We start from the raw sequence: 13334 nt of genomic DNA, 5'->3' as shown, positions 1-13334 counted from the left end.
TGCTACAGTATTCCTGAAGCTTGCTGACCCGGATGAAATTCATACTATTTTGGTGATTTTATCTGGATGTGTGATTCTGGGTTGTGGATTTTTACTCGCTCCACTCTTCATGAAGCTTCTGATTTCTCTAACGATTCTAGTCATCTGTCAACGAATCTACGAGACTACGATCAAACTTTAACTTTACTTTTTCCATTCTGAATCGCTCCGTGTTCTCCTTCTGGACACGGAGTTTTACATTGGGTATTTTAAAACTCCATTTGAGCTTTCTCTTTACTCTTTCAATACTAATACAATACATCAATAAGACTTAGAGATTCAGTAGTCTAATTAACGATTTGAAAAGAATATTTTTTTAGCAGTTATTAGGGAATTGCAAAGAATCCTCAAAACCCGGTGAGCGCTAAAGTTACCGGGTTTTTCATCACTTTAGTTGGGATTTCTGTATATAAAAATACAAAAATTTAAAAAAATCTAACTTAATATGTCAAGTATTTTATACAAAAGTCAAAAAAACTAGCACTCAAATGAATCGTCGTCGCATCCTCAACCTGGCTTGTGGCTTTGTCCTTTCCCTACTGCTAGCCGTTGGCTGTAACCAAACCACTCCCCAAAGCACAGAACCTCAACAAACCAGTTCTCCAGTCAGTTCGGCGGAACAAACCGAATTAATCATTTCCGCCGCAGCCAGTCTCACCGATGCGCTGAACGCCATTCAACCGCTTTATCAGCAGGAAAACCCCAAAGTTAAACTGACTTATAATTTTGGCCCTTCTGGTTCTCTGCAACAACAAATTGAACAAGGCGCTCCCGTTGATGTGTTTATTTCTGCTGCCCCTAAACAAATAAATGAGTTACAAGAAAAAGGCTTATTACTGGATGAAACGCGCAAAGATTTGCTAAAAAACGAGATGGTTTTAATTATCCCCAAAGGAGAAAGTACAATTCAAAGGTTTGAGGATTTAACAGCAGATACAGTCACAAAAATAGCAGTAGGTGAACCGGAAAGTGTTCCGGCTGGAAAATATGCTCAAGAAGTGTTAACGTCTTTAAATATTTTTGAAACCATCCAACCCAAACAAGTTTATGCCAAAGATGTACGTCAACTTTTATCCTATGTGGAAACGGGTAATGTTGATGCCGGAATTACTTTCAGTTCTAATGCTAAATTCTCTGAAAAAGTAGAAATTGTGGCAACTGCACCCCCAGAGTCTCATTCTCCGATTATTTATCCGATTGCTGTTGTTAAAAATAGCAAAAACCCTGAAGCAGCCAAGGAATTTCTTAGCTTTTTATCCAGTAATACAGCTAAATCTTTATTTGAGCGCTATGGTTTTGGGTTAGCCAATTAATTCCGGGTGCAAGCCAATTAATTCCGGGTGCAAGCCTTGCACCCCTACGAAGTTATCTAACCTTATAAATAGATTCATGTTTGAAGAAATTTTTTCTGATTTATCTCCGGCCTGGATTTCCTTTAGAGCTGCAATTATTTCCACTATTATCACTTTCTTTTTAGGGATAATTGCGGCTCGTTTAATGTTCAGTTATCGCGGCAAAGGCAAAGGATTAATTGATAGTATTTTAACCGCTCCTCTCGTTTTACCGCCAACCGTTGTCGGTTTTCTGCTCTTACTTTTATTTGGCCGAAATGGGCCTTTTGGAAATTTTTTTGCAAGCCTTAACTTTTCTATAATTTTCACTTGGTATGCGACTGTTATTGCTGCGACAGTTGTAGCATTTCCCTTAATGTATAAAACGGCTTTAGGTGCGTTTAAACAAATTGATAGCAGCTTATTAGCTTGTGCGAGAACGTTAGGCGCTTCTGAATGGACGATTTTTTGGCGAGTCATGCTTCCCCTTGCTAAACCTGGATTATTCTCAGGAACAATGCTAGCTTTTGCTCGTTCTTTGGGTGAATTTGGGGCAACTTTAATGTTAGCAGGAAGTATTCCCGGACGCACTCAAACCATCCCCGTTGCTATCTTTTTTGCGGCTGAAGGTGGCAGAATGGATGTAGCTTTTGCCTGGGTTGTGGTTATTTTAGTCATTTCTTTAGGCATTATTACGGCGGTCAATTGGTCAGAAGAATCGAGTTATATAAAAGGTGTAAAAGCCCAAAAATTAAAAGATACTTTGGGGAATTATGGATATCGTTACCTTCATATTTCTGAGACAATTTCCCAACCAGAACTCCTTGTTAATATCCAAAAACAACTGCAAAATTTTGTTTTAGATGTGTCTTTCAGTACCCACAATCAACCATTAGGGTTGTTAGGCGGTTCTGGTGCCGGGAAAAGCTTTATTTTACGTTGTATTGCGGGTTTAGAAACACCAGATCGCGGTCAAATTATCCTCAACGGACGGGTACTTTATGACTCCGAACGAGGGATTAATTTACCCAGTTCTCAGCGAAATATTGGCTATTTATTTCAAAATTATGCACTATTTCCTCATCTAACGATAGCTGAAAATATTGCGTTTGCTTTACCCAAAGGGTTATCTTCTAGTATAATTAAACAACAGGTGGAACGACAGCTTATTTCTGTTCAATTAGGCGGAATGGGCGATCGCTATCCTCGTGAACTTTCCGGGGGTCAACAGCAACGGGTGGCGTTAGCGAGGGCGTTAGCGAGTCAACCGGAAGCATTATTACTGGATGAACCGCTTTCAGCGTTAGATACTCATCTGCGTGATCAAGTCGAAAAATTGATTATTTCAACGGTTCAGCATCACGATGGAGTAACATTATTTGTAACTCACAATTTAGAAGAAGCCTATCGGGTTTGTGAAAATTTATTAGTGATTGATAGCGGTGAAATTGTCGCTCAAGGAAGCAAACAAGACATCTTTGAACATCCCTCTGTTTTTCGAGTCGCACAGTTAACCGGATGTAAGAACTTCTCACCTGCTGTTGTTGTGAATAAACATCAAATTGAAGCGATTGACTGGGGATGTATTTTACAAACCGTTGAACCGATTCCTGATACCCTTTCTCATGTCGGATTTCGCGCTCATCAATTTACCTTTCTAGAAGACAAAAATCATCCCAATACTTTCCCCTGTTGGCTAGCGATGACCAGTGAAACCCAACACCGCATGACACTTTTCCTGAAACTTCATCGACCCTCCTCAAATAGTCCTGAAGATTATCATTTACAAGCAGAAGTTTTTAAGGAAAAATGGGAAAAATTTAAAAATCGTCCGTTTCCTTGGTTTGTTCATCTTGCTCCCGAGCGCTTACTTCTTCTCAGTCCAACAACTCAACAAATTAATAAAATTCCAACTTCCGATCAAAATCTAAAAGTGATGGAAATTCAGAATTGATCAACAAATGATTTTTTAAATGTCGGGGCGCAAGGCTTGCGCCCAAAAAATCAAAAGATAAAGCGTTAGAGGGTTAATCAAATGGTAGGTTGGATTGAGGAACGAAGCCCAACAAAGGGTTATGAAAACCACAAAAAAAGTAGTAGCTTCGGTTGAGGAACGAAACCCAACAAAGAGTTCTGGAAGAATGAGGGCGAAACTTACAGATCACATCAATTCATTCAATTATTTAGAAACAGGCTCGACTGGTTTTGCTTCTTCTATATCTTCTATATCTTCTGAGGAGAAGGTGAGAAAATTACCAAAAACTCCAATGGTTTGATAGCGGTGATCGACTAAATCTGTGGTATAAATGCTAAACAGTACCGCATTCTGACGCTGAGTTGAATTATCAATATATTTCTTAATCGTTCCCCGTTGAGTCGTCAATAAAGATTGACAAGCATCAACTAAAGATCCTGAAATCCCACTCAACAGATCAGGGACATTAGATTCCTTACACCAGTTTTCTTTTGCTTCTGCTGCTAATCGACCCGAAGCATAATTCAAATATTCTTCTCGTTCGGGATTAGTCAGATACATGGTACCGGCTAAAATGGCTAATACAATCGCGCCTTTGCCAAAAAAATCACCCCAATTCGGCTTAAACCCGCCCGAATTATCTTTTTTCCGATCAAAAGTCCCTAACATTTGAGATATTCCCCTACTTTAACGCTTTACTTTAACCTTATCCTTCATTTCCAAGTTCGTCAATTCCGGATATAAACCCGAGTTGAGGAAGGATGAGGGATGAATGATTCAAGGTCTGTGTCCCCATCCTTTGCCGTTAAGCAAATCTCCTCATCCCATTGTTTCTAATTTTCTGCTTGACCCGATTTGATGTGATTGATTTGCTGTTGTAACTCGTCAATTTGACGCCGTAACGTCTCGACTTCATCAGTAGATTCTTCGACTTCGACTTCAACAACCCCTTCAGAAACCGTTTGTTTATAGTTTCCTAAACGAATTTGTCGATAGTCCTCAGAATTTGCCCAATCCCGTAAATACTGAAGACGTTCAACGGGGAAAGGATGAGTTAACATTCCCCCTTGACCGCCGTTATACAACAAAAATTTATACACTTGATTTAAACCATCGCTATCAAGATTCTGATACTGTTCTGATTGACGCATAAACTCATCCAAAGAACATTCAGAAGCGTATTTACCACTGACTCCCGCCATCGTCATCATCGACTGAGTAACACATTTTAGATCATCTGTTACCAACAACGCCGCCCGGTCAGCCGAAAGTTCTGCTTTGCGTCGCCATTCATAAAAAGCATAAATCAATCCACTGCTGACTAAATTCCCTAATCCCATTGTCATTTCTCCAATGGTCGAAGCCACACCCATCGCCCAAATAGCCATCTGATTTAAAATCGGATGACCACACTTAATATGTCCGAGTTCATGGGCTAAAACGGCTCGTAATTGGGCTTCATCGACGATATCTAATAAACCTGTATTCAGGACAATATAGGGACGTTCTTGACCCAAAGCATAACTGTTAACCTGGGGATTTTGTGCTACAAATAAAACAGGTTCATTCAAGACATCGAGATCGCGGACACATTCGCGAAAAAGATGATAAATGCTGGCATATTGACGCGGCCCGACTTGAATACTATTGCCCATCAGGTAAACGTATTGAGGCCGTTCATAGACAAATTCAACAAACTTACTGGCAATTAAATCAAACCCCGGAACACTGCGGAGGGCAATTTCCGCTTGTTTGTCGAGGGGATGACGAAAGGCTTCACTTGAAATTCCGGTGTAAGTTGGCATAGGATGTGTAATACCATTTCTTTCTAATTATGCAGCTTTTTTCGATCCCCCCGCCTGCGGCTTCCCCCCTTACTAAGGCAGGGCCGTTTCGTTCTAAAATTTGGCGATCGCTAAACCTTTGATGGGGGGCAAGTTTTAGGCTCTATTTAAACAGAAAATCTCAAAACTGTTGAAATAATCCTCCTTTTCTTTACAGAGAAAGGCTTTTAAGATTTGGCGATCGCATTTTTGAACCGAGAATGAAACAGCCCTGCCTTACTAAGGGGGGCTGGGGGGATAAATTAGATGCAGCTTCATAAAGAATTGGTGTAAGGTTAAATTTAATATCAAAGACCAATCAGGCTGATCGCAGATAGAGATTTCCATCTCTTGGGTCTGACATTATTATGTTGACAAATTTCTCAAGGTAGCGGCAAATGATAGAAACAACAGTATTTTATTTCATGCAATGGAGGTATGGGTGAGTTATCCCCTGAAAATCGGTTCTGCGATCGCTTTTTTGATGACTACTGCTAGTTTAGCTGGATGTGGCTTAGTCTTCCATTCCATCCAGCGACAGGTGATAGAAGTAGCTTCTTATCTAACAGGTGTAATGGAAACAACCGCCCAAGCTGAAGCTTCTCCCGGTTCGCCCAGTGTTCGCATGACGGCTTGTGTGGTGGAAGTGGCTGATGCTGAGGAGATTACCCAGCGTTCCCCCTCTATTTTTCTCTACCAAGAACAGGCGATGACGGATAAGCTCTATAAACCCTACCGTCAGCGTTTTTTACAGATTTCTCCCAGTGCCGATAGTCAGAAGGTGGAGTCGGCGACGTTTATCCCTCCTAAGCCCGAAGCCTGGGCTAATTTATGTAACAAACCCCAGTCCGAACGTCAGGTTACGGTTAAGGATATTGGGGAGTATCGCTGTAGTGTTTTTCTGGAGTTGGCGGGTTCTCGATATATTGGGAAAACCCAACCCGATGGTTGTCCCGTTAATTATCGAGGTGCTGTCAAAGTCACCAATAGTATCACTTTGGACGCCGAAAGCATGGATACTTTGGATCGCGGATACGACCAAGAGGGAAATCAGATCTGGGGCGCTGAAAATCAACCCTATCAATATCGACGTATCAAGTCCAAGTAATTGCAGTTATTCCCAATCCTTAAATATTTTAGGTGATGTATTTTAACAGTTTAGAATCAATATAACAATGCTTTATTTTGATACCATAACAAGGCAAGCTAGAGTTTGAAGTGAATCAAGGGAGAAAGAGCCATGATGCTCAAAGCCAAAGATATTATGACGACTGATGTCGTGACCATTCGCGGTTCAGACACCGTTGCTGAAGCAGTCAAGAAAATGAACTCTCAAGGACTGCGGGCTTTAATTGTTCAACGTCGCCACGACCAAGACGCTTATGGTATTGTCACCGAAACTGACATTATTTACAAAGTCGCCGCTTTCGGTAAAGACCCCAAACAGATGCGAGTTTATGAGATTATGACGAAACCCTGCATCGTCGTTAACCCTGACCTGGGTGTAGAATATGTGGCTCGTTTGTTTGCTCAGACTCACATTCATTTAGCACCCGTCATTCAAGATACCTTGCTCGGGGTGATTTCTATTAGTGATATCCTCAAAAAAGGTGATTTCGTCGAGAAGCCTAAAGCGCTTTTACTCGAAGATCGTATTCAAGAAGCCATTGTAGAAGCTCGGGCGACTTGTGCTGAAAACGGCCCAACTTCCAAAGAATGTGCTGCGGCTTGGGATATTGTAGAAGAATTACAAGCCGAAGCAGCACACCAAAAAGCTGAACGAATTGAGAAAACAGCCTTTGAGGTTTACTGCGACGAAAATCCAGATGCTTTTGAAGCTCGGGTTTACGATAATTAAAGTTTGTTCATCAATCTGATGGGCTGAAAGTGGATCTATTTGGAAATAAATTTGCATCTATCTCCAGATAGATCCATACCCAACCAAAAGTCTTATTTTGACAGGAATAGCGTCAATAATTTTCAGGAAAACCTAATATTTTATCAAGAGATACAACTGCGGATTTCGGATATAAACGGATCATTTAAATATAAGCTTATTCTCATCTTCGGAACCTTTTTTATTCCTCTATCGACAAAACAAAGAGGGTCAAACTAAAATAAACATAAACAACCGATAAAACGCTTAGGAGGCTAAGAAAATGAAATCTCAACTTTTAGGAATAGTTGGCATATTAATTCCTCTGGTTATTGTTGCTCCCTCTATTGCTCAACTGAATACTAACAACTCTGATGTCTTTCTCCGGGGAGAGGCGAGATCTTGTCAGGGATGTAATCTCCAAGGTGCTGATCTCAGTAATACCCGCCGTGTTAATGCTCAACTCCGACAAGCCGATCTCACAGGAGCCAATCTCAGCGATGGTTATTTTGAAGGCTCTTATTTTACCTGTGCTAATCTCAGCAAGTCCAATTTAAAAAATGCTGAATTTCCCTACGCAAACTTCGTTGATGCTAACCTCAGTGGTGCTGATTTGAGCGGTGCTGATTTGAGTAAAACTGATCTCAGTGGTGCCATTATAGATAGCACAACCAATCTAACAGGAGCAAACTTAGACGGCGCGAAACTTTGGGATGCAAAAACGATTTATACAAACGGAATGAATTTATCTAACATTCCCCGTAATGACAACATCGAACAACAACGAGTAAAATGTAATAATACTCGATAAACAGGATTCAGGTTGAGAGTTGACAAAAAAAGTAATGCTCCCTCCTGTAGGATAAACGTAGGAGGGAAATTGACCTCAATATTTGCAAAATATCAAGACAATGTTAGTCTATCTCTAGATTGAACTATTCTTGTTAGAGTTAGGCTACAGAAGATGAAAACCAAAACCTCACCCCCACTCACTCCCGAACAATATCAAGCTAAAATAGAGACTGTTATTAACACTCTCAAACAAGACTTACCCACCCTGTTTGAGAAAGATATCTCCTACGATATTTATACCTCAGACATTTACTTTACTGACCCTGTTAATACGTTTAAATGGAAATTTAACTATAGAATTATCTTTTGGACGTTGCGATTTCATGCGGGTTTATTTTTTCGCGAAATTTACTTTGATTTGCATCAAGTTCAACAAACCGCAGTTGATCTGATTACCGCAGACTGGACAGTAAGAGGAACCCTACGACTTCCCTGGAAACCGCAAATTTTCTTCAATGGTTCCTCCGCTTACCACCTCAACAACCAAGCTTTAATCTATCGCCATGAAGATACTTGGGATCGTTCTCCCCAAACAATTTTAAAACAGTTCTTTCAACGTCAGCCAAATTCAAACCCCGAAGAAAGATGAAAGTCGAAACATCCCCCAATTGGGTTCGGTTTTACTCACTATAACTTTGTTGGATTTTAGGTTAAACTAGGAACCACGTGAGCCATACATTTTTTCAAAAAATAAAAACGGTTAAAAATGCAAGATAAAAATCTGTCCAATCGAACTTCTGAGTTTTTCAACGATGCTTCATCCGACGGAAATGAACTGTTCAAATATCTTCAGTCGATGAACCCGGAAACCATCGCTCAACTTTCCAAACCCGATCCCGAAGTTGCTCAAATTATGGAACGTCGTCTCCATCAATTGTTGGGAGGTTTACCATCCGAACAGTTTGATGTTAGTATCACTACAAATCGTAAAAATTTGGGTCGTCTTCTGGCTTCGGCGATGATGAATGGTTACTTCCTCTACAATGCTAAACAACGCATGGACTTTGAAAAATCTATATCTGAGTCTCATTAAAGTATAATCAACAATGAGGTTCTTGAAAGGGAACCTTTATTTTTTCTAATTTTGAGAGCAAAAGATGACTGATAATACTTTTGTGGTTTCCGCTTCTTGGTTAGTTAATCACCTGGATGATCCTGATGTTGTTGTTGTTGACTGTCGCTTTTCCTTAGCCGATGTAGAATTAGGACAGCGCCAATATCAAGAAAGTCATATTCCAGGAGCATATTATCTCGATCTAAACCGCGATCTTTCGAGTCCAGTTGCTCAACATGGCGGGCGTCATCCCCTCCCAGAGCCAACAAAATTGGCTCAAACTTTGAGCGAAATGGGGATTAATTCCGATACCCTTGTCGTGGCTTATGATGATTCTTACTTTGCTTTTGCGGCTCGTTTTTGGTGGTTATTGCGATACATGGGACATGAAAAAATCGCTCTTTTAAATGGAGGATTTAGTCATTGGAAAGCGGAAGGTTATCCGGTCAATAATACTCAAAGCACTCCTAAATTGGGTCAGTTTATCCCCAAAATTAATCCTGATTTTGTGGTTGATATTGAAACCGTGAAAGCGAGAAAAGATCAGCCAAAAGTTGCTTTAATTGATTCTCGTGAACCGGAACGCTATTTAGGAAAAACGGAACCCATTGATCCCATCGCCGGACATATTCCGGGTGCTGTTAATTATCCCTGGAAACAGGTGTCTGATGAAGCCGGATATGTTAAAATAGACCAACAAACTCAACGTTGGACTGATCTAAAAGATGCAGAAGAAATCATCGTTTATTGCGGTTCGGGAGTAACGGCTTGTGTGAATTTGTGGTCACTGGAAATGGCGGGAATTCATCAAGGAAAACTTTATGCTGGAAGTTGGAGTGATTGGTGTTCTTATTTGATAGAAGACGAACCCAATTAACAGATTAGATTGAGATCAAGTTCCCCGAGAGTTGCTCGACTGAGGTATTCTGCACAAATCCTAATACTGTATTGGCTAGACTATTACGGATTAAAATACCTGAAACTCCATCTAGATTAACGGTTTCTAGGGTTAAATTTTCGGTTGTTAGTCCTTCTGTTAAACCGATGCGATCGCCTAAACTAAAATCAATAATCACATCCGCTTGTAGCGGATCATTCACTGCTGTTTGATTAGATAAAATGAACAAATCCTCCCCATTTCCTCCCGTTAAAATATCCCGTCCTCTATCTCCACTCAGGCTATCTTGACCCTCTCCTCCATTAAGAATATCATCTGCTTGACCCCCAAATAGCTGATCATTTCCCGATCCTCCTTCTAAGAAATCATTCCCCAAATTTCCCGAGAGAAAATCATCGCCATCTCCACCTCTAATGAGATCATTCTCTCGACCCCCAAATAATGTATCTCCGCCCCCTACGCCTTCTATGGTGTCATTTCCCTGATTTCCATTTAAAATATCGATCTTATTACTTCCTACAATTAAATCATCGCCACTGTTAGATAAAGCGATAGTTTCTTCGATCCAACTCGCATAAATTGAGACTCTCGTATCACTAAAAAATTCGCCAAAACTGGTATCATTAAAGTCTGTAACGTCAATTGTGGGATCAAACGGACTTTGACCAAAAGAACTTAAACCTGCTATTTTTCCATCAATAAAAGCAGGTGCGCCTGAATCTCCGCCACTAATGCCAATTTCTTCTGAACCCAATCCTAAGTCTACAATACCATATTCTACACCAAACGCATCATTGAAAAACGAACCATTATCAAAATCATAAGCCAGTTGAGTTTTGGGTGCAATATTACTCTGAGGATCATCATTAAAAATCTCGCTAAAAGCATCATAGCGATTTTTTCCTCGACGCTTAATTTGAGAAAGTTCATCAAAATTTTCTCCTTCCCATCCGGTTCCACTCACCCCATATCCAACTTTTTCAAACACTTTACCCACTTCATCAAACTCGGTGTAAATTTGATAACGATCTGCTTCTATGGGTGCAGGTTGAGACAGTTCAATAATCGCAATATCTGAGTTATTATCATAATCTGATCGCCAATTGGGATGAACAAAAATCCGTTTAGCGGGGATTGAGATTCGACCTATTGGTAAATCAAAAAAGACCGTATAACTGTTAGGATTAGGATTGAGATTGGGAGTATCATCAATATTATTAAAACAATGTGCAACCGTGAGAATATGACGACCTGTATACAGTAATGATCCACTACATTCAGTTTCTCCATTCATTCCCCATGCGACAACCCCATCAAAGCCCGTTCCGGGTTGAATAAGAGAACGAGGTTCGTTAGGATTATTTGTCGCAACAACAATTCTTGAACGACGCCGACTTTCTGACTGTATTAAAGATTCTGTCATGTTTAAAAGATAAAGAAATTAGACATCTAAAACGGGATGAACAGGCTACAATATTTGAAAAGTTGAATGAGTAGATGGCTCTAACAATTTTAAACGATGATACTTGATCAGCGCTATCAAACCCTAAAACAGCGATTGCTAGACCTTGATGATTTCCCCTTGGAGTTTTTAACAACGTCTCGAAATCTCTTTGACATCAATAACGGTGAAATTGTTCCTAAACAGTTTGAAGTTTGGACAACTCTAGTCGGGCTTCCGCTTCCTGATGCTTTAACTCAAAGCTTTCAATCCCTTTTTGATCAAATTGTTCAAAAACTCCCCAATTCAACGAGATTTTATCAAGTTCAGCCGCAAAACTATCACTGGGAATTATTTATCATTAAACGACCCGATGAAACTGTTGAGGACAATTTACTGACCAAAACAACAGAAATTTGTCGAGAAATATTGAATAATTTTCAAATCTTTAAAATGACTTATCGGGGATTTTTAATCACGCCCGATGGTACAATAATAGTTAAAGGATATGGGGAATTTGAGCAACTGCGGGAACAATTGCGTCAACAGATTCCTTGGGCTTCACTCCAACAATCCAATCTCGGACATATCTCCCTCGGACGAATTCTTGATCCGGTAGGTGAGGTTTGTTTTCAGCAACTCAAACAGTTAGTTCAAACCTCAGAAAATGATCGCTATGGCGGCCTTGATATTAATGCGGTTAAATACGTTCACGAAACGCAATGGTATATGGAAAACAAACAGGTCATTGCAACTTTCAACATTGGGGAAGGGCGGGTTGATAAAAGTGGTCTGTAAGAAATAGATATAAATGCGGAACCCGCCCCTACACGGGTCACTGTAAAAACTGTCACAATTCGGAATCTTTTCCGGTTCATTCTCCGTCAGCTTATGAAGTAATTGCCCAGAGTTGAAGCCGAATTAAATTAATGAAATATCCTGAACTCAATTGGGGCAAACTGAAACGGATGAATTAAGCAGAGACTTCTATTTGCAACTCAGCCAACTTAACAATTTTATTGAGAGAAAACCTACCATGTCCGTTCCTCGTCTATATTCTTCTTCCTGGGGTCTATTAACCGCGTTATCATTAGGTTTAGGCTTTGTTGGTTTAGTCAGTTTTTCCCAGACTCCCCCCGTTATCGCTCAAGAACAACAAATGAGAACGTTAACTGTTAGTGGTCAAGGTATTGTTAATATTCCCACTTCTATGACTCAAGTTCAACTGGGGGTAGAAGTGTCGGGAAAAACGGCTGATGAAGTTCAACAAGAGGCTGCCAAACGCAGCACCGCCGTAGTAGAATTATTGCGATCGCGAAATGTTGAGAAACTGGAAACCACCGGAATTCGTCTCAACCCGAACTATAGCTATCTCAACAACCAACAAGAATTAACGGGATACTCCGCGACAAATACCGTGAGTTTCCGTATCCCAACTGATAAGATTGGCAGTTTACTTGATGATGCAGTAAAAGCCGGAGCAACTCGCATTGATGGCGTTAGTTTTGTCGCCTCCGACAGTGCAATTTCAACCGCTCAACAACAGGCTTTGAGACAGGCGACTCAAGAAGCCCAACGTCAAGCCGATGCGGTTCTGGAGACTTTGCAATTAACCAAACGAGAAATTGTCGGTATTCAAATTAATAGTGCCAGTGCGCCTGTGCCTCAACCGTTAATGATGCCCCAGGCAGCTATGGCAGCCGCAGAACGAGCGCAAACCCCTGTTATTGGTGGAGAACAGCAAGTACAAGCCTCTGTGACGTTGCAAATTCGCTATTAGACGTTAAGTTTTATATCTCCAGTTGAGGCGCTTGACATCCTCTCCGCCCTAAACGACGGAGATTCCAAACCTCACGATTTGGGTTTCCTCTTTCGTCGAGTTGACTTACTCAATTGAGTTTCCCCACTTAAGCAGAGATCAGTCTCTCGGGAGGCGTTGATTTCCATCTGCCCGACGGTATTTTCAAAACAGATATTAAGCGGAAAAACGGATTAAGCTACGTGTGAGAAGCCTAGATTTATGCGTTTTACAGTCAAGTTAATCC

The 13334-nt window shown here is 40.6% G+C and carries 13 protein-coding genes; 10 read left to right on the top strand and 3 right to left on the bottom strand.

The features are described 5' to 3' along the window. The first annotated feature begins 527 nt into the window (after positions 1-527). Together modA and modB are read left to right on the top strand one after the other, a co-directional pair. Positions 528-1352 (top strand): molybdate ABC transporter substrate-binding protein, encoded by an 825-nt coding sequence (gene modA, locus VB836_RS00635; RefSeq protein ID WP_323217548.1) that lies wholly within the window; start codon positions 528-530, stop codon positions 1350-1352. A 76-nt stretch (positions 1353-1428) separates the two neighbouring features. Further along, positions 1429-3324 (top strand): molybdate ABC transporter permease subunit, encoded by a 1896-nt coding sequence (modB, locus tag VB836_RS00630; RefSeq protein WP_323217546.1) that lies wholly within the window; start codon positions 1429-1431, stop codon positions 3322-3324. Positions 3325-3549: 225 nt separating this feature from the next. On the opposite strand, the gene VB836_RS00625 is transcribed toward modB, so the two are convergent. Then, positions 3550-4014 (bottom strand): DUF4359 domain-containing protein, encoded by a 465-nt coding sequence (locus VB836_RS00625; RefSeq protein WP_323217545.1) that lies wholly within the window; start codon positions 4012-4014, stop codon positions 3550-3552. A 164-nt stretch (positions 4015-4178) separates the two neighbouring features. Then, the gene (locus tag VB836_RS00620; RefSeq protein WP_323217544.1) at positions 4179-5150 is read right to left on the bottom strand and encodes a M48 family metallopeptidase; all 972 of its coding nucleotides are present in this window, start codon (positions 5148-5150) and stop codon (positions 4179-4181) included. 460 nt (positions 5151-5610) lie between these two features. Here VB836_RS00620 and VB836_RS00615 point away from each other — a divergent pair, with 460 nt between their 5' ends. The 6 genes from VB836_RS00615 (at position 5611) to VB836_RS00590 (ending at position 9827) form a co-directional block, all read left to right on the top strand. Continuing rightward, complete coding sequence (locus VB836_RS00615; RefSeq protein WP_323217543.1) at positions 5611-6276, top strand: chromophore lyase CpcT/CpeT; 666 nt, start codon at positions 5611-5613, stop codon at positions 6274-6276. 132 nt (positions 6277-6408) lie between these two features. Next, positions 6409-7026: a CP12 domain-containing protein gene (locus tag VB836_RS00610; protein WP_046279265.1), complete on the top strand. Its 618-nt coding sequence runs from the start codon at positions 6409-6411 to the stop codon at positions 7024-7026. 301 nt (positions 7027-7327) lie between these two features. Continuing rightward, entirely contained in the window at positions 7328-7855 is a 528-nt protein-coding gene (locus VB836_RS00605; RefSeq protein ID WP_046279266.1) for a pentapeptide repeat-containing protein, read from the top strand. 153 nt (positions 7856-8008) lie between these two features. Then, positions 8009-8485: a DUF2358 domain-containing protein gene (locus tag VB836_RS00600; protein ID WP_323217541.1), complete on the top strand. Its 477-nt coding sequence runs from the start codon at positions 8009-8011 to the stop codon at positions 8483-8485. Between the two features lie 117 nt (positions 8486-8602). After that, positions 8603-8929: a DUF760 domain-containing protein gene (locus tag VB836_RS00595; RefSeq protein ID WP_046279268.1), complete on the top strand. Its 327-nt coding sequence runs from the start codon at positions 8603-8605 to the stop codon at positions 8927-8929. Between the two features lie 64 nt (positions 8930-8993). Further along, on the top strand, positions 8994-9827 hold the full coding sequence (locus VB836_RS00590; RefSeq protein ID WP_323217538.1) for a sulfurtransferase: 834 nt from the start codon (positions 8994-8996) through the stop codon (positions 9825-9827). Between the two features lie 4 nt (positions 9828-9831). Here VB836_RS00590 and VB836_RS00585 read toward each other — a convergent pair whose 3' ends face one another. Continuing rightward, a complete protein-coding gene (locus tag VB836_RS00585; protein ID WP_323217537.1) occupies positions 9832-11271 on the bottom strand; it encodes a trypsin-like serine protease in 1440 nt (479 codons plus the stop codon). 96 nt (positions 11272-11367) lie between these two features. Here VB836_RS00585 and VB836_RS00580 point away from each other — a divergent pair, with 96 nt between their 5' ends. Beyond that, positions 11368-12087 carry a hypothetical protein gene (locus tag VB836_RS00580; RefSeq protein WP_323217536.1) on the top strand — a complete coding sequence of 240 codons (720 nt, stop codon included), beginning with the start codon at positions 11368-11370 and terminating at the stop codon, positions 12085-12087. Positions 12088-12325: 238 nt separating this feature from the next. After that, the gene (locus tag VB836_RS00575; protein WP_323217535.1) at positions 12326-13069 is read left to right on the top strand and encodes an SIMPL domain-containing protein; all 744 of its coding nucleotides are present in this window, start codon (positions 12326-12328) and stop codon (positions 13067-13069) included. Positions 13070-13334: the final 265 nt, after the last annotated feature.

Origin of the sequence: Limnoraphis robusta BA-68 BA1 (assembly GCF_034932365.1) — a bacterium.
Taxonomy (GTDB): Bacteria; Cyanobacteriota; Cyanobacteriia; order Cyanobacteriales; family Microcoleaceae; genus Capilliphycus; species Capilliphycus robustus.
Note: the sequence above shows the minus strand (reverse complement) of the source record. Positions and strands in the feature narration are given on the sequence as shown.